19 protein-coding genes are annotated in these 15,760 nt (G+C 71.9%); 9 read left to right on the top strand and 10 right to left on the bottom strand.

What is annotated here, in order from left to right:
* The first annotated feature begins 40 nt into the window (after nt 1–40).
* From E1182_RS09475 to E1182_RS09465, 3 genes are read left to right on the top strand one after another with little or no spacing between them, the layout of a single operon-like run.
* The gene (locus E1182_RS09475; protein ID WP_132263056.1) at nt 41–580 is read left to right on the top strand and encodes an NUDIX hydrolase; all 540 of its coding nucleotides are present in this window, start codon (nt 41–43) and stop codon (nt 578–580) included.
* Nucleotides 577–1,455, top strand: a complete 879-nt coding sequence (locus tag E1182_RS09470; RefSeq protein ID WP_132263054.1) for a sugar phosphate nucleotidyltransferase — start codon at nt 577–579, stop codon at nt 1,453–1,455. Before E1182_RS09475 ends, E1182_RS09470 begins: the two co-directional genes overlap by 4 nt.
* A 44-nt stretch (nt 1,456–1,499) precedes the next feature.
* Nucleotides 1,500–1,787, top strand: a complete 288-nt coding sequence (locus E1182_RS09465; RefSeq protein ID WP_132263052.1) for an Lrp/AsnC family transcriptional regulator — start codon at nt 1,500–1,502, stop codon at nt 1,785–1,787.
* Between the two features lie 67 nt (nt 1,788–1,854).
* On the opposite strand, the gene E1182_RS09460 is transcribed toward E1182_RS09465, so the two are convergent.
* The 5 genes from E1182_RS09460 to E1182_RS09440 form a co-directional block, all read right to left on the bottom strand.
* Nucleotides 1,855–2,478: a DUF4142 domain-containing protein gene (locus E1182_RS09460; RefSeq protein ID WP_132263050.1), complete on the bottom strand. Its 624-nt coding sequence runs from the start codon at nt 2,476–2,478 to the stop codon at nt 1,855–1,857.
* A gap of 162 nt (nt 2,479–2,640) precedes the next feature.
* Complete coding sequence (locus E1182_RS09455) at nt 2,641–4,269, bottom strand: cytochrome bc complex cytochrome b subunit (protein ID WP_132263048.1); 1,629 nt, start codon at nt 4,267–4,269, stop codon at nt 2,641–2,643.
* A complete protein-coding gene (locus E1182_RS09450) occupies nt 4,266–5,351 on the bottom strand; it encodes a ubiquinol-cytochrome c reductase iron-sulfur subunit (RefSeq protein WP_132263046.1) in 1,086 nt (361 codons plus the stop codon). The genes E1182_RS09455 and E1182_RS09450 overlap by 4 nt, the downstream gene beginning before the upstream one ends.
* 67 nt (nt 5,352–5,418) lie before the next feature.
* Nucleotides 5,419–6,252 carry a cytochrome c gene (locus E1182_RS09445; RefSeq protein ID WP_132263044.1) on the bottom strand — a complete coding sequence of 278 codons (834 nt, stop codon included), beginning with the start codon at nt 6,250–6,252 and terminating at the stop codon, nt 5,419–5,421.
* 72 nt (nt 6,253–6,324) lie between these two features.
* Nucleotides 6,325–6,924: a heme-copper oxidase subunit III gene (locus E1182_RS09440; protein ID WP_132263041.1), complete on the bottom strand. Its 600-nt coding sequence runs from the start codon at nt 6,922–6,924 to the stop codon at nt 6,325–6,327.
* A 108-nt stretch (nt 6,925–7,032) separates the two neighbouring features.
* Between E1182_RS09440 and E1182_RS09435 the strand changes: the two genes are divergently transcribed.
* The 4 genes from E1182_RS09435 (at nt 7,033) to E1182_RS09420 (ending at nt 10,106) form a co-directional block, all read left to right on the top strand.
* The gene (locus E1182_RS09435; RefSeq protein WP_132263039.1) at nt 7,033–8,037 is read left to right on the top strand and encodes a cytochrome c oxidase assembly protein; all 1,005 of its coding nucleotides are present in this window, start codon (nt 7,033–7,035) and stop codon (nt 8,035–8,037) included.
* A 197-nt stretch (nt 8,038–8,234) separates the two neighbouring features.
* Nucleotides 8,235–8,630 (top strand): hypothetical protein, encoded by a 396-nt coding sequence (locus E1182_RS09430; RefSeq protein ID WP_132263037.1) that lies wholly within the window; start codon nt 8,235–8,237, stop codon nt 8,628–8,630.
* Nucleotides 8,631–8,717: 87 nt separating this feature from the next.
* Nucleotides 8,718–9,764, top strand: coding sequence for an anthranilate phosphoribosyltransferase (gene trpD / locus E1182_RS09425; RefSeq protein ID WP_132263035.1), 1,047 nt, complete (start codon nt 8,718–8,720; stop codon nt 9,762–9,764).
* Between the two features lie 138 nt (nt 9,765–9,902).
* Nucleotides 9,903–10,106: a hypothetical protein gene (locus E1182_RS09420; RefSeq protein WP_132263033.1), complete on the top strand. Its 204-nt coding sequence runs from the start codon at nt 9,903–9,905 to the stop codon at nt 10,104–10,106.
* A 135-nt stretch (nt 10,107–10,241) separates the two neighbouring features.
* Here E1182_RS09420 and E1182_RS09415 read toward each other — a convergent pair whose 3' ends face one another.
* Together E1182_RS09415 and coxB are read right to left on the bottom strand one after the other, a co-directional pair.
* Complete coding sequence (locus tag E1182_RS09415) at nt 10,242–10,667, bottom strand: cytochrome c oxidase subunit 4 (protein ID WP_132263031.1); 426 nt, start codon at nt 10,665–10,667, stop codon at nt 10,242–10,244.
* Nucleotides 10,668–10,676: 9 nt separating this feature from the next.
* Nucleotides 10,677–11,645 carry a cytochrome c oxidase subunit II gene (gene coxB, locus E1182_RS09410; protein ID WP_132263028.1) on the bottom strand — a complete coding sequence of 323 codons (969 nt, stop codon included), beginning with the start codon at nt 11,643–11,645 and terminating at the stop codon, nt 10,677–10,679.
* A gap of 194 nt (nt 11,646–11,839) precedes the next feature.
* On the opposite strand from coxB, the gene E1182_RS09405 reads away from it, so the two are divergent.
* Nucleotides 11,840–13,024 (top strand): cysteine desulfurase family protein, encoded by a 1,185-nt coding sequence (locus E1182_RS09405; RefSeq protein ID WP_132263094.1) that lies wholly within the window; start codon nt 11,840–11,842, stop codon nt 13,022–13,024.
* Nucleotides 13,021–13,248: a sulfurtransferase TusA family protein gene (locus E1182_RS09400; protein ID WP_132263026.1), complete on the top strand. Its 228-nt coding sequence runs from the start codon at nt 13,021–13,023 to the stop codon at nt 13,246–13,248. Before E1182_RS09405 ends, E1182_RS09400 begins: the two co-directional genes overlap by 4 nt.
* Nucleotides 13,249–13,261: 13 nt before the next feature.
* Here the strand turns inward: E1182_RS09400 and E1182_RS09395 are convergent, their stop codons facing one another.
* The 3 genes from E1182_RS09395 to erpA form a co-directional block, all read right to left on the bottom strand.
* Nucleotides 13,262–13,783, bottom strand: a complete 522-nt coding sequence (locus tag E1182_RS09395; RefSeq protein WP_132263023.1) for an AAA family ATPase — start codon at nt 13,781–13,783, stop codon at nt 13,262–13,264.
* Nucleotides 13,780–14,757, bottom strand: coding sequence for a carbohydrate kinase family protein (locus E1182_RS09390; RefSeq protein WP_132263021.1), 978 nt, complete (start codon nt 14,755–14,757; stop codon nt 13,780–13,782). Before E1182_RS09390 ends, E1182_RS09395 begins: the two co-directional genes overlap by 4 nt.
* Nucleotides 14,758–15,040: 283 nt before the next feature.
* Complete coding sequence (erpA, locus tag E1182_RS09385) at nt 15,041–15,409, bottom strand: iron-sulfur cluster insertion protein ErpA (RefSeq protein WP_132263018.1); 369 nt, start codon at nt 15,407–15,409, stop codon at nt 15,041–15,043.
* Nucleotides 15,410–15,760: the final 351 nt, after the last annotated feature.

The raw sequence follows: 15,760 nt of genomic DNA, 5'->3' as shown, positions 1-15,760 counted from the left end.
CTGGCATGACGGGGTGGGCCCGACGGCCTAGCCTGGACCCATGATCCCCCGCTCGCGCGCCACCGGACGGGCCGTCGCCTACAAGGTCTTCTACCGCCTGCCGGTGACGATGCGGCGTCGACTGGTCCGGCTGGCCGTGCCGAAGTATGTCGTCGGTGCGGTCACCCTGGTTCGGGACAGCGAGGCCGAGGGCCCCGGCCGCCTCCTGCTGCTGCGCCAACCGCCCGGCTACAGCTGGACGCTCCCCGCCGGCCTGCTCCAGCGGGCCGAGTCCCCGGTCGTCGGCGCGGCCCGCGAGCTGTACGAGGAGTCCGGCATCCGGCTGCCTCCCGACCGGCTCCGTCCTGCCGTACCGAATGCGCTGGTCCACGCCAAGGGGTGGGTGGACATGGTCTTCGAGGCGGAGGTGCCGGCGTCGACCACCGAGCTGACGGTGGACGGCGCGGAGGTCTTCGAGGCCGCCTGGCACCCGCTGGACGACCTGCCCCGGCTCAGCCGGGCCACCGCCTTCCTCCTCGGCCACTACGGCATCGGTCCGCTGGCCGGGCAGGTCCCGCCCGCCGGCCGGCCTCCGGCGTGACCGGCCCCGCCCGCCCCGCGGAGGCGTATCCGGGGGTCTGCGCGGTGGTGCTCGCCGCCGGCGAGGGCACCCGGCTGCGACCGCTGACCGCGCGGGTGCCGAAGGCGCTCTGCCCGGTCGGCAACGTGCCACTGCTGGACCGGGCGTTGGCCCGGCTCGCCGGGCTGGGCCTGACCGGCCCGGAGCGGGTCGCGGTGAACGCCTGTCACCTCGCCGACCAGGTGGTCACCCACGTCGGCGACCGGGCTCACCTGTCGGTGGAGCCGGGGGCTCCGCTGGGCACCGCGGGCGGTCTGGGCAACCTGCGGGACTGGATCGACGGACGCGGGGTGCTGGTCGGCAACGCCGACGCCTACCTGTCCGACCCGCACGCCACCCCGGGTCGGGACGTGGCCGCGCTGCTGGACGGCTGGGACGGGCACGTCGTACGGCTACTGGGCCAACCGGCCGCCGACCCGGCCGCCCCCGGCACCTTCGGTGGCCACGTCTTCACCGGGTTCTCCCTGCTGCCCTGGCGGCTGGTCCGGGCGCTGCCGGCGACCGCCGGCGACCTTGTCCGGGCGGTCTGGCGGCCGGCGGAGGCGGCCGGCGCGTTGGAGGTGGTGACGTACCCGGGAACCTTCTACGACACCGGCACCCCGCGCGACTACCTGGCGGCGAACCTGCACGCCGCCGGCGAGGGCGCGTTGGTCGATCCGGAGGCGACGGTGACCGGCCGGGTACGTCGGGCGGTGGTCGGAGCGGGGGCGGTCGTCCGGGGGGACGTGGAGCGGACGGTGGTCTGGCCGGGCGCGACCGTCGACGCGGGTGAGCGGTTGCGCGACGTGATCCGGGCCGGAGACGGGCTGACCGTCCCGGTCCGCGCCGCCGGGTGAACATTTAGCATGGGCCACGACGTCGACGAACGGAGAATCGTCCAGTGATCACCTCGATCGTCCTGATCGACTGCGCCACCGACTCGATCCCCGAGGTGGCCGAGGCCCTGGCCGCCCTGCCGGGCGTGAGCGAGGTCTACTCGGTGGCCGGGCACGTCGACCTGATCGCCATCGTCCGGGTCCGGGAGTTCGACCAGATCGCCGAGGTCATCGCCGGCCGCATCTCCAAGGTCCCCGGGGTGATCAACACAGAGTCGCACATCGCGTTCCGCGCGTACTCCCAGCACGACCTCGAGGAGGCGTTCGCGATCGGCCTCGCGAACGCCGACTGATCTGCCGGATTCCGCGCGCAGGCCGGCTCGCCCCGGAGGGCGGGCCGGCCTGCGACGTACCCGGACGTCAGCTGTTGTTCGGATCGGGCGTCTCGGTGCCGGTGCCGCCCGGAGCCGGTGTGGTGGCACCCGGGGTCGCGGTCGCGGTGCCGGTGGCCTGCGGGACCGGGATGCCCAACTGCTGGGCCAGGGCCACCAGTTCGTCGTAGTGGGCCTGCAGGACCGGCAGCGCCTCCTGGGCCAACTGGATCACCGACTGCTCGGAACCCTGCGAGATCTCGGTCTGGGTGGCCTGGATGGCCTGGACGTGCCCGGCCAGCTGGGCGGTCACCCACGCCCGGTCGAACTCGGCGCCGTTGAGCCCGTCCAGCCGGTCGATGACCTGCTGCTGGTCGGCGGTGGGCTCGTTCGGCAGGGTCACGTTCAGCTGCTGCGCGGTGCTCTGCACCGTCTGGTCCAGCTGGGTGTGGTCGGTCTTGAACATCTCGCCAAGCCGCTTGACGTCGGCGTTCTGGCCCTTCTGCTGGGCCAGTTCACCCGTCGTGATCTCGAACAGGTTCACCTGGTGCAGTGCCTGCAGGTACTGGGTGTCCTGCTGTGACGGTTGCGCCGCTGCCTGCGTCGCCGCCGCCGGTGCCAGGCCGACCAGCACCAGGGCGGCCAGTAGTCCCAGACGTTTGATACCCGACATCTTTCCCCTCCCCGTTTCCGTTGGACCGCGCACGGATACCCGCCTGACGGGGGTTATTCCCGCGCTGTCACCCGGGGGTGGCCGGGTCGCCGGGCGTCCGGTGAAACGGACGTGGCGCCCGCCGGAGGCTTCCGGCGGGCGCCACGGTGGCAGGAGGGACGATCAGCGGCGGCTCTCGCCGCTGCCGATCTCCTCGCGCTCGGTGCGGGGCTCGACCGGCGGGTGACCCGGCGACACCGGCGCCTCGGCCGGTTTCTCGATCGGGTAGAAGAAGCCCCGGATCGCCGGGCCGAGCGCCCCGAGCCGGTTCATCTTCTTCGGCACCACCCAGCCGACGTAGTCCAGTTCCGCGTGCCCGTCGTGGCCGTCACCGGAAGCCAGCGGCTGGTGGACCTCCACGAACCGGCCGTCGGGCAGGCGGCGGATGATCCCGGTCTCCACGCCGTGGGCCAGAACCTCCCGGTCGTGCTGCTGAAGACCGAGGCAGAGCCGGTACGTGACGTAGTAGGCCACCGGCGGGGCGATCAGCAGACCGATCCGACCCGCCCAGGTCATCGCGTTGAGGCTGATCTGGAACTTGTCCGCGATCACGTCGTTGGCGCCCGAGAGCGTCAGCACCACGAAGAAGGCCAGTGCCATCGCGCCGGCCGCGGTCCGGGCCGGAACGTCCCGGGGACGCTGCAACAGGTTGTGGTGCTTGCGGTCCTTGAGGTGCCGGGCCTCCAGGAACGGGTACGCCAGGGAGATCCCCACCAGGATGCCGGGCAGCACCACCGTCGGCCAGAACAGCGGCGGGATGACGTACCCGTCGCCGATCGGGATGTGCACCTCCCAGGCCGGCATGAGGCGGGTCGAGCCGTCGAGGAACATGACGTACCAGTCGGGCTGGCTGGCGGCCGAGACCACCCACGCCTCGTACGGGCCGAAGTACCAGATCGGGTTGATCTGGAACAGGCCGCCCATCAGCGCGATCACGCCGAAGACGACCATGAAGAAGCCGCCCTGCTTGAGCGCGTACCGCGGGAACATCCGCTCGCCGACGACGTTCTCGTTGGTCCGGCCGGGGCCGGGCCACTGGGTGTGCTTCTGCTTGAACACCAGGCCCAGGTGGGCACCGATCAGCGCGAGCAGCAGACCCGGGATGAGCAGCACGTGGGCGATGTAGAACCGGCTGATGATGATGGTGCCGGGGAACTCCCCGCCGAAGATGGACGAGGTCAGCCAGGAGCCGATCACCGGGATCGACAGCATGATCGCCGAGGCGATCCGCAGTCCGGTGCCGGACAGGCCGTCGTCCGGCAGCGAGTAGCCGGTGAAGCCGGCCAGGAACCCGACCCAGAACAGCAGCGAACCGATGATCCAGTTCGTCTCCCGCGGCTTGCGGAACGCGCCGGTGAAGAAGACCCGGAGCATGTGCACCACGATCGAGGCCATGAACAGCAGCGCCGACCAGTGGTGCATCTGACGCATGATCAGACCACCGCGGACGTCGAAGGAGATGTCCAGGCTGGAGGCGTACGCGGCGGACATCGGCGTACCCCGCAGCGGGGCGTAGCTGCCGTTGTAGACCACCTCGGTCATCGCCGGCTCGAAGAAGAAGGTCAGGAAGACACCGGTCAGCAGCAGCACGACGAACGAGAAGAGCGCGATCTCGCCGAGCAGGAAGGACCAGTGGTCGGGGAAGACCTTGTTGAGCAGCTTGCGCAACGGGGTGGCCACCTGGAAGCGGTCGTCCACCGCACCGGCGGTCTTGGCCGGCACCGCTGCTACGTCAAACTTTCGGCGCTTCATGGCCGCTCCCAGAAGTCGGGGCCGACGGTTTCGGTGTAGTCGGACTTCGCCACGAAGAAGCCCTCTTCGTCCACCTCGATCGGCAGCTGCGGCAGCCGACGGCTGGCCGGACCGAAGACGGGCCGGGCGTTGTCGGTGATCAGGAACTGCGACTGGTGGCACGGGCAGAGCAGGCGGTTGGTCTGCTGCTCGTACAGGCTCGCGGGGCAGCCGGCGTGGGTGCAGATCTTCGAGAACGCGGCGTAGTTGCCCCACATGTAGTCCTCGTGGCCCACCCGGGCGTTGGCCTCACGGGAGGCGACCGCGTCGGACTCACGCAGGTGGATCAGCAGCGTCGGCGAGTCGGCGTGCCGGTTGCTCACGCCGTGCGAGATGCCGGGGAAGACGGTGAGCTGGCCACCGGCGCTGATGTCGGCCGGGCGGATCGGCCGGCCGTCCTCGCGGACCAGCCGGACCTTGTGGCCGTCGGCCGGCGCGAAGCCGGTGGTGAACATCTGGTTGTTCTCGTGCGGCTGCTTGATCAGGCCACCGACCAGCGGGGCCGCGGCGACCGCGCCCACCGGCAGCAGGCCGGCGACCAGGGAGACGCCGAGCAACGGCCGCCGCCGCACGCCCATCTCCTCCGCCAGGTACAGCATGGTCTCGCCGGTGATCTTCCGGTCCTCGGCCGTGCCGGGCCCGTCGTGCCGGCCCTGGATCGAGACCTCCTTCGGCAGCAGCTTCTTGCCCCAGGTGAGGATGCCGAAGCCGATGCCGAGCAGGGCGACGCCCAGGGTCAGACCGAGCAGCGGGGTGTAGTACTTGTCGCCGCCCCGGCCGGGGTGCCACTGCCACGGCCACCAGATGTAGATGATCAGGAAGGCGGTCGCGGCCAGGCCGGTGAGCAGGAAGAACGACGCGACCGTACGGGTCATCCGGCGTTCGGCCTTGCTGCCCGGGACGACCTGCGGCTCGTAGTGGACGATTTCGATGTCGTCCCGGCGCGCGCCTTCCTGGACGATGTCGAAGCGGGACACCCGGGGGTCCAGCACGTCGAGCGGCTGCCGGCCCTGCGGGGCCTGGTGCTCGGTGTGGGTGCTCATGCCGTCACCTCGCTACGGGTGGTGCCACAGCCCGGCACCACAGCAGTGAAACGAATGATCCGCTCGGTCACGACTTGCCTGCAATCCACAGGCTCGCGAAGACCAGCGCGACAAGGCCGACCAGGAAGATCGCCAGACCCTCGGTCGACGGGCCGTACCGGCCCAGGTTGAAACCGCCCTGGTCCTGGTCGTGCTTCAGGGTCTCCTGGATGTAGGCGATGATGTCCGCCTTCTGCTCCGGAGTGATCTGGTTGTCACCGAACACCGGCATGTTCTGCGGGCCGCTCAGCATGGCGGCGTAGATCTGCCGGTCGCTGGCCGGGTGCAGGCTCGGAGCGAACTTGCCGGAGGAGAGCGCGCCGCCGCCACCACCGAAGGCGTGGCACTGCGAGCAGTTGATCCGGAACAGCTCACCACCGGTGGCCAGGTCGGCGCCCCGGCGCAGGTCACCCTCGGGGACCTCGGGGCCGCCGCCGAGTTCCTGGATGTACTGGGCGAGCTGATCCACCTGGTCGGCGGTGAAGACCGGGGGCTTGCGCATGGCCTGGGCCTCCTGGCGGGCCATCGGCATGCGGCCGGTGCTGACCTGGAAATCCACCGAAGCGGCACCGACACCGATCAGGCTCGGGCCACGACCCTCGACGCCCTGGGCGTTGCGACCGTGGCAGGTCACGCAGCTCACGTCGAACAGCGCCTTGCCCTCGGCCGCGGCGCTGGTCAGCGGGGGGTTCTCCTGCGCCTGCACGCCGGGGGCGAAGACGGTGTAGGCGCCGCCGGCCAGCGTCAGCGCGGCGATCAGCCGGAGCGCGGCACCCAGCCGGCGGCGGCCCCTGCTGCGCGCTGCGGGCCGCCCACGCAGCCGCGCGAGCAGACCGCGTCGGCGGTCGTTGTCAGAAGTCATGACCTGTGTCCTTAACCGGTTGGACCTTGTCTCAGGGGACGGAGCAGCGGCGCGGTTCGTGACGCGCCAAGATCACTGAAGCCAGTAGATCATGCCGTAGAGCCCGATCCACACGACGTCGACGAAGTGCCAGTAGTACGACACGACGATCGCCGAGGTCGCCTGCGCCGGGGTGAACCGGCCCATGGTCGTGCGGATCATGAAGATGACGAAGGCGACGAGACCGCCGGTCACGTGCAGGCCGTGGAAGCCGGTGGTCAGGTAGAACATCGACCCGTACCCGTCTGCGTTGATCTTCACGCCCTCGTGCACCAGCTCGCGGTACTCGTTCACCTGGCCGAGGACGAAGATCAGGCCCATCACGAAGGTGATCGTGAACCAGCGCCGCAGGGCGTGGACGTCACCCTTCTCGGCCGCGAAGACACCGAGCTGGCAGGTGATCGACGAGAGCACCAGGATCACCGTGAACGTCGTCGCGTACGGGATGTTCAGGTGCGGGGTGTGCTCCGCCCACTGCTCGGGTGCCGCCGCGCGGATCGAGAAGTACATGGCGAACAGCGCCGCGAAGAACATGAGTTCGCTGGAGAGCCACACGATCGTCCCGACGCTGACCATGTTGGGTCGGGTCAGGGAGTGGATCCGGCTCTTGTCAATGGCTGGGGCCGCAGTCACGCGGTCATTATTGCCGTTGACCGGCGCGGGCGATCAGCGGGGGGCCAAACCCAGGTCACGGATGGCCCGATCGTGAAGGTCCGGTTCGCCTGGCCTAGCCTGAAAAGCGTGCTGCACGTCGATTCGATCTTCGCCGCCGCCTCGGCGGGCCCCGCCGACACGCCGGCCTCCGGGGGCGACGGCACCCTCCCGCCGTTCACCGTCGCCCGGGTCTTCACCGAGATCCGGCTCGACAGCTGGCTCACCCTCGGCCTGCTGCTGGCCGCCGGTCTCTACCTCTACGGCGTCCACCGGCTGCGGCTACGCGGAGACCGCTGGCCGGCGGTCCGGACGGTCTGCTTCCTCGGCCCGGGACTCGGCGGCATCGCGGCGGTCACGCTCAGCGGGCTGGGCGCGTACGACACCACGCTGCTGTCGGTGCACATGGTTCAGCACATGGTGCTCTCCATGGTCTCGCCGATCTTCCTGGCGTTGGGCGCGCCGATCACCCTCGCCCTGCGTACGCTGCCGGTCCGCCCACGCAAGCGGCTGCTGGCGATCGTGCACAGCCGGATCGCCAGGATCTACAGCTTCCCGCTGGTGGCGTTCGCCATCTTCGTGGTGAACCCGTTCGCGCTGTACTTCACCGACCTCTACCGCTACACGCTGGAGCACGCCTGGGCGCACGAGCTGGTGCACGCGCACTTCATCGCCACCGGCTGCGTGTTCTTCTGGCCGCTGCTCGGCCTCGATCCGCTGCCCGGGCGCTGGCCGTACCCGGCCCGGGCGCTGTTGATGGTGCTCTCGGTGCCGTTCCACACCGTGCTCGGGCTGACCGTCATGCAGAGCACCACCCTCTTCGGCGGCGACTGGTACCCCTCGCTGCGGCTATCCTGGTCCGACCCGTGGAGCGACCAGGTGGTGGCCGGTGGGGTGCTGTGGGCCGGTGGCGAGTTCGTCAGTGTGACCATGCTCGCGGTGTTGGTCCTGCAGTGGGTCCGGCAGTCCGAGCGGGAGGCCCGCCGACTCGACCGTGAGCTGGACCGCCAGGAGGCCCGCGACCGCGCCGCCCAGGCCGCCGCGTCCGGACCCGCCACCGCCGACGTCCCGACCGGTCCCGCGACCCCGGCCTGAGCCACCGCAGGGCCTCGACTCCAGGTGCGGCCCGGCGGCGCGGCCCGGGGCGCCCGACCGCCCCGGGAGCCCGGCCGAAGGCCGTTCGGCGCCGCGTCCGGACACCCCGGCCCGCCGGTGGTGGGCGGGATGTCGGGTGCGCCACACCGGGCGGTACGATCGCCTGCGGCAGCTACGAGGTGGGAGCCAGTCCAGCGATGAGCGATCGTGAGTGCACCGTCCTGCTCTACAGCGACGACCCGCAGGTCCGTGACCGGATGCGGCTGGCCGTCGGCACCCGCCCGGCGCCGGGCCTACGGGTCGAGTTCGTCGAGGCGTCCGACTACGCGCAGTGCGTCCGGCTGGTCGACGAGTACCAGGTCCACCTGATGCTCCTCGACGGCGAGGCCAGCCCGGGCGGCGGCATCGGCATCGCCCGCCAGATCAAGGACGACCGGGACGACGCCCCACCGACCTGCGTGGTGATCGCCCGGGCGGCCGACCGGTGGCTCGCCGCGTACGCCGAGGTCGACGCCACGCTGGTGCACCCGCTCGACCCGGTGACCACCGGCGCCACGGTCGCCGAACTGCTGCGTACGCACGCCGCCGCCTGACCGACGAGGCCGGCGCACCCGGCGCCCACGGTGACGGGCGACGGGACCGGTCCACCCCGCATTCCACGCCTGCTCGGGAGGCCCATCATGGGCGAACGGACCTGGCCGCTGCTGCTCACCGCGCTGCTGCGCGGCGAGGAGCTCTCCACCGCCGACACCGCCTGGGCGATGGGCGAGATCATGACCGGCGCGGCCGGCCCGGCCCAGATCGCCGGCTTCGCGGTGGCGCTGCGCGCCAAGGGTGAGACCCCCGCCGAGCTGGCCGGACTGGGCGAGGCGATGCTGGGCCGCTCGGTCGAGGTGGCCCTCCCCGAGGCACTGCGCCGCACGGCGGTGGACGTGGTGGGCACCGGCGGTGACCTCGCCCACACGGTGAACATCTCCACGATGACCGCGCTGGTCGTCGCCGGCGCCGGCGTGCCCGTGATCAAGCACGGCAACCGGGCCGCCTCCTCCTCCTGCGGTGCCGCCGACCTGCTGGAGTTCCTCGGCCTCCCACTGGACCTGGCGCCCGAGCAGGTCGCCCGTTGCGTCACGGAGGCCGGCATCGGCTTCTGCTTCGCCCCCCGGTTCCACCCGGGCATGCGGCACGCCGGGCCGGTCCGACGCGAGGTCGGGGTGCCCACCTTCTTCAACTTCCTCGGACCGCTGACCAACCCGGGCCGTCCCCGGGCCGGCGCGGTCGGTTGCTTCGACACCCGGATGGCCCCGGTGATGGCCGCCGTCTTCGCCGCCCGGGGCGACTCGGTCATGGTGCTGCGCGGCGAGGACGGGCTGGACGAGTTCACCACCGCAGCGCCGACCCGCGTCTGGGTCGCCCAGCAGGGCACCGTCCGGGAGGCGGTGCTGGATGCGGCGGACCTCGGGGTGCCCCGAGCCACCCTGGCCGACCTGCGCGGCGGCGACCCGGCACGCAACGCCGAGGTGACCCGCCGGCTGCTGGCCGGCGAGACCGGCCCGGTACGCGACGCGGTCCTGGTGAACGCCGCCGCCGCCCTGTCCACCCAGGGCCCGCTCGACGGCGACCTGACCGAGGCGCTGCGGTCCGGGATGGACCGGGCCGCCGAGTCGATCGACTCCGGGGCTGCCGCAGCCGTGCTGGACCGCTGGATCGGTCTCGCCCGCGCCCTCTGACGCCCGTACGCCTGGGTTGAGCCGGACGTTGTGCCGGAAGTGTCGGAGGGGCGTGCGAAACTACACGGGAGTAATTTTCCGTTTTCGACCGATGGCGGCAATGTCCGTCGGTAGACACCGGAATGAGAGGAGACGCCCGTGTCGGAGCGCGAGCTGTACTGCGACGCCTGCGAGGGCGTCCGGCCGTTCGAGACGCCGCCCTGCGCGGACGGGCACGGCCCTGACTGCCCCGAACTCGTCTGCACCGGCTGCGGTACGGCGATGCTGGTCGCCACCGTCGCCGTCCGCGCCTCCCGCCTGGCCCCGCAGCGGCGCCGGTCCCCGCACCGCCACGCCGCCTGACATCCGGCGCCGCCCGGCCGTCCGACGCCGGCCAGCCTGCCACAACGTGGCCCCCGCCGGATCAGTCGACGCCGGCTTCGGGTGCGACGCAGGGCCCGACTCCCTGCGGAGTCGGGCCCTGCGGTACGGCGTGCGTCAGTGCTCGGCGGTGCGCCGGGTGCCGGTGTAGTACTCGAAAAGCAGCCCGCACGAGGCGAGGACCACCGCGACCAGACCCACACCCAGCAGCCAGAACTGCCAGTACACCAGGCCCAGGCCGGCCACCGCGGCGGCGAGCGCCAGACCGAACGGCCAGTAGCTGCCCGGGCTGAAGAAGCCGATCTCGCCGGCGCCGTCGGCGATCTCGCCGTCCGGCCGGTCCTCCGGACGCAGGTCGATGCGGCGGGAAACGAACCAGAAGAAGCCACCGCACATCGAACAGAGCAGGAACGACAGCAGCAGGGCCACCGTGCCGACCCACTCGACCTGGCCGGAGTCACCGTACGTCCAGGCGCCGTAGAGGATCGTCGCGCCGAAGAGGAACGCGGCGATGATCAGGAAGATGCGCCACTCGGTCTTCATGCCAGCACCTCAGTTTCCGCCGGTCGAGACGTTGTCGGGGTTGAAGTTGGCGGTGTTGCGCCGCGTCTCGAACGGCGCGGTGGTGACCGCGTACGGCTCCTCGCCGATCGCGGTCAGCGCCTCCTGCGTCGACTTGCCGTCCCGCTTCGCGGCGAGGAACTGGTCGAACTGCTCCGGCGAGACCACCCGCAGCTCGAAGTTCATGAAGGCGTGGTAGCTGCCGCAGAGCTCGGCGCACCGGCCGACGTACGCGCCCTCGCTCTCCAGCTTGGAGACCTCGAAGACGTTGCGGACGCTGCCCGGCATGACGTCCCGCTTGAACAGCAGCTCCGGCACCCAGAACGAGTGGATGACGTCGCGGCTGGTCTCCTCGAACCGGATCGACCGACCGGTCGGCAGCACCAGGACCGGGATGACCTCGCTGGTGCCCAGCACGGAGGCCACGGTGTCGGCCTCGCGGCCCTGGCCGTCGCGGTAGTTGAACTGCCAGTTCCACTTGAAGGCGACGACCTCGACCGTCACGTCCGGGTTCTTCGTCGTCCGCACCACGTCGGTCTGCACGACCGCCGTGTAGTAGAAGAGCACCGAGACGATCAGGATCGGCGCGATGGTGTAGAGGAACTCCATCGGCATGTTGTAGCGGGTCTGCACCGGCAGCTCGTTGCCGCGCTTGCGGTAGCGGACCACACACCAGAAGATCAGGCCCCACACGAAGACACCGACCGCGAGGGCGGCGATGCAGGAGGCGATCCACAGGTCGTACATGCGGTGCGACTCGGGCGTGATGCCGCCCTGGGGCCAGCCGAAGCCGTCCACCGCGCGGCCGACGTCACACCCGGTGAGCAGAACCAGCAGCGCAGCTCCGCCGAGACCGAGCCCGGCGAGCCGACCAACACCGCGCCGCCGGCGTCCACCGGCTTGCGGTGCAGCGCTGTCCCGTACGACCGACGGCCGTACCTCCGAACTCCTTGCGACCACCTGGTCCTGCCTCCCTAGCGCGCCGCGGTCGCTTCTTTCCAGCACCGACGGCAAAGGCGTCACCGACGGTCGCAGATTACTCGACCATGACGGGCTGGACCGTCTTGGGGTCACTGTCCGCCCCCATCGGGGAGATCCCGACGCCGGGCCGCGATAGCGTGGCGGCCGTGAGCCCTACCCCGGTCAACCAGGACATGGCGACCGCCGCGCCCACCCCGGCCCACCAGGACGCGCCTACCCCGGTCTATCTGGACGCGGCCACGGCCGTGCCGCTGCACCCGGTCGCCCGGCAGGCGCTGCTGGCCGCCCTCGACGACGGCTGGGCCGACCCCGCCCGGCTGTACACGCAGGCCCGCCGCGCCCGGCAGCTTCTCGACGCCGCGCGCGAGGCCACCGCGGAGACCCTCGGTGTCCGCGCCGACGAGGTCTCCTTCACCCCCAGCGGTACGACCGCGGCGCACGCGGCCGTGCTCGGCGGCCTGGCGGGGCGGCGGCGGGCCGGAGCGACGCTGGTGCACTCCGCGATCGAACACTCGGCGGTGCTGCACGCCGCCGAGCGGCACGTGGCCGGCGGCGGCACGGCGCACGCCGTGGCGGTGGACCGGCTCGGCCGGCTCGACCTGACCGTCTGGGCCGAGGCGGTGCGTACCCCCGGGGTGGCGCTGGCCGCGTTGATCGCCGCCAGCCACGAGGTGGGCACCGTCCAGCCGGTCGCCGCGGCGGCCGAACTGTGCGCCGGGTCCGGAGTGCCGCTGTACGTCGACGCGGCCCAGGTGGTGGGGCGCACGGCGGTGCCGCAGGGCTGGTCCGTGCTCACCGCCAGTGCCCACAAGTGGGGCGGGCCCCCCGGCGTCGGGCTGCTGGTGGTCCGCAAGGGCACCCGCTGGGAGTCGCCCTGGCCGGCCGACGAGCGGGAGTCGGGGCGTACCCCGGGGGTGCTGAACCTGCCGGCGGTGGTGGCGGCGGCGGCGAGCCTGCGCGCGGCGGCGGCCGACGCGGCAACGCAGGCCGCCCGGCTGACGCCACTGGTCGACCGGATCCGGGCCCGGGTCGCCGCCGAGGTGCCGGACGTGGAGGTGGTCGGCGACCCGACCGACCGCCTTCCCCACCTGGTCACCTTCTCCTGCCTGTACGTCGACGGCGAGGTGCTGCTGCACGCGCTGGACCGGCGCGGCTTCGCGGTCTCCTCCGGTTCCTCCTGCACCTCGTCCACCCTGCGCCCGTCGCACGTGCTGGAGGCGATGGGGGTGCTCTCACACGGCAACGTCCGGGTGTCGCTGCACCGGGAGACCACCGAGGCCGACGTCGAACGGTTCCTGGCCGAACTGCCGGGGATCGTGGCCGGGCTGCGCGCCGAGGCGGGGGTGGTCGGGCTGTGAGCGGGCCGGCGCAGGTACTGGACTGCCGGGGGCAGCGCTGCCCGCTGCCGGTGATCGCGCTGGCCCGCCAGCTGCCCGAGCTGCCGGTCGGCGCGGTGCTGCGGGTGCTCGCCGACGATCCGGCCGCCGCGGTCGACATTCCCGCCTGGTGTCGGATGCGGGGGCAGGAGTTCCTGGCCACCGTGCCGGACGGCCCCGGGTACGACGTCCGCCGCAGCCGGTGAACCGGCCAGATGATCAGCTCAGGTAGCTGAGGATCGCTGGCAGGGGGTCGACGTCCACGGCGGTGTCCACCACCAGACGCGGGCCGATGATCGGCTCGTACTCGGCCCGGCGGACCAGGGTCTGCTCCCAGGTGGGGACGAAGCGGTCCGGCTCGGCCGGCAGGCGGGCCTCGACCCGGCGGCGGTGCTCCGCCACGTCCCCGCAGTGCACCTCGATCACCCGCAGCGGCACCCCGGTCCGCTCGGCCAGGTCGTGCCAGAGCCCCCGGATGCTGGCCACCGGGTTGACCGCGTCGACCACCACGCTCAGGCCGAGCCCGAGCTGCACCTCGGCGAGCCCCGCCACCGCCTGGTACGCCACCGTCTCCGGCACGTCACCGACCAGACCGGAGCGGGCCAGCGCCCGCTCGACCGGCTCGACGGGGAGCACGGGCGCCCGCAGGGCCGCGCCGACCCGCCCGGCGAGGGTGCTCTTGCCCACGCCCGGCAGGCCGGCGAACGCGACCAGCAGCTGGTCGGCGGGTGCGGCGGTCATGGCAGCAGGTGCGGCCGGACGTCTTCGGCGGCGGCGTCGCCGTACGACTCGGCCAGGCGCTTGACGAACAGGTCGCGGCGCACCTCGTACTCCTGGGTGCCGACCGTCTCCAGCACCAGGGTGGCCAGCAGCGAGCCGACCTGGGCGGCACGTTCCAGACCCAGACCCCAGGACAGCGCGGCGAAGAAACCGGCGCGGAAGCCGTCCCCGACGCCGGTCGGGTCCACCGCCCTGGTCTGCCGGGCGATCGGCACGTGGATGGTCGGAAAGTCCCGGCCGGCGATCTCCGCGCCGTCCTTGCCGAGCGTGGTGACCCGCACCTTCACGCGGTCGAGCAGCTGCGCGTCGGTCAGGCCGGCCTTGCTCAACAGCAGTGACTTCTCGTAGTCGTTGGTCATCAGGTAGTCGGCCCCGTCGATCAGGCCGAGCACCTGCTCGCCCTCCATCCGGGCGAGCTGCTGGGACGGGTCGGCGACGAAGGCGTAGCCGTGCTGCCGGCACTCGGCGGAGTGGCGGATCATCGCCTCGGGATCGTTCGCGCTGACCAACACCAGGTCGAGCCCGCCCAGGCGTTGCGCGACCGGGGTCAGCTCGATGTTGCGGGCCTCGCTCATCGCCCCGGCGTAGAAGGAGGCGATCTGGCACATGTCGGTGTCGGTGGTGCAGACGAAGCGGGCGGTGTGCGCCACCTCGCTGACGTGCACGGACTCGCAGTCCACGCCGTGCCGCTCCAGCCACGACCGGTAGTCGGCGAAGTCGGCGCCGACCGCGCCGAGCAGCACCGGCCGCAGCCCGAGCTGGGCCATACCGAAGGCGATGTTGGCCGCGACCCCGCCCCGCCGGAGCACCAGGTCGTCCACGAGGAACGACAGGGACACCTTGTGCAGTTGGTCGGCGATGAACTGGTCGGCGAAACGACCGGGGAAGCTCATCAGGTGGTCGGTCGCGATCGAGCCGGTCACGGCGATCTTCATGTCAACCCTCGGGGTCGGGAGCACGGCGCGGGTCAGCCTACCGCTCCGGCGACGGCCACGGTCGAGGGTCGGTCGACGAGCCGCCATCGACCGGCCACCCACCCGTCGCCGACGATCCATGATCGACTCAACGTGCCGCCTGTCGGGGCTTACCGGGCGGGAGGAAAGCGCGGGTTGGCGAAAACCGGGATGCCTAGTGGCTCCGCATCGGCGGCGAGGGCGCACATGGCGGCGGGGCCGCCCCCGCGAGGGAGGCGGCCCCGCCGTACGGCAGGCGGTCGACTCAGCTGAACGAGTCGCCGCAGGCGCAGGAGCTGCCCGCGTTCGGGTTGTCGATGGTGAAGCCCTGGGCGTCGATCCGGTCGGCGAAGTCGATGGTCGCCCCGGCCAGGTAGGGGGCGCTCATCCGGTCGACGACGACCTCGACGCCGTCGAAGTCGGCGACGACGTCACCGTCGAGCGAACGCTCGTCGAAGAAGAGCTGGTACCGCAGGCCGGAGCAGCCACCGGGCTGCACCGCGACACGGAGCCGCAGGTCGTCGCGGCCCTCCTGCTCGATCAGGGCCTTGACCTTCTGCGCCGCGACGTCGGTGAGGACGACGGAAGTAGGGGCCTTGGCCTCGGTCGACTCGGTCTGCGCTGGCGTGGTCACGTGGAAATCTCCCTGCGCGGTATGGGTCCGGACGCACTGGCCAACAGCGCGCGTCGGCCAGTGATTCCCGGTGTGGTCCAGATCCGATGGTACGCCGCCCGGGCCGTGGTCACCTCAGGTGGCGTGACCGCAGCCCCAGGCAGCCGGCCGGTGAGCACCCCACGGCCAGCCGGGCGGAGGTGTCAGCGGCTCCACTGCCGGGCCAGCCGGGCGCCCAGCGCCCGCAGCCCCTCCGCCGGGCGACCCATCGCCGCCGCCACCCCGCCGCGCTCCTCGCCGCCGAAGTGCTCCACCAGGCTGTGCGCCTCGGTGACCCCGGCCGAGGCCGCCTCCCGCCGCCCGGTGCTCACC

Origin of the sequence: Micromonospora sp. KC721, assembly GCF_004348355.1 — a bacterium.
Lineage (GTDB): Bacteria > Actinomycetota > Actinomycetes > Mycobacteriales > Micromonosporaceae > Micromonospora.
Note: the sequence above shows the minus strand (reverse complement) of the source record. Positions and strands in the feature narration are given on the sequence as shown.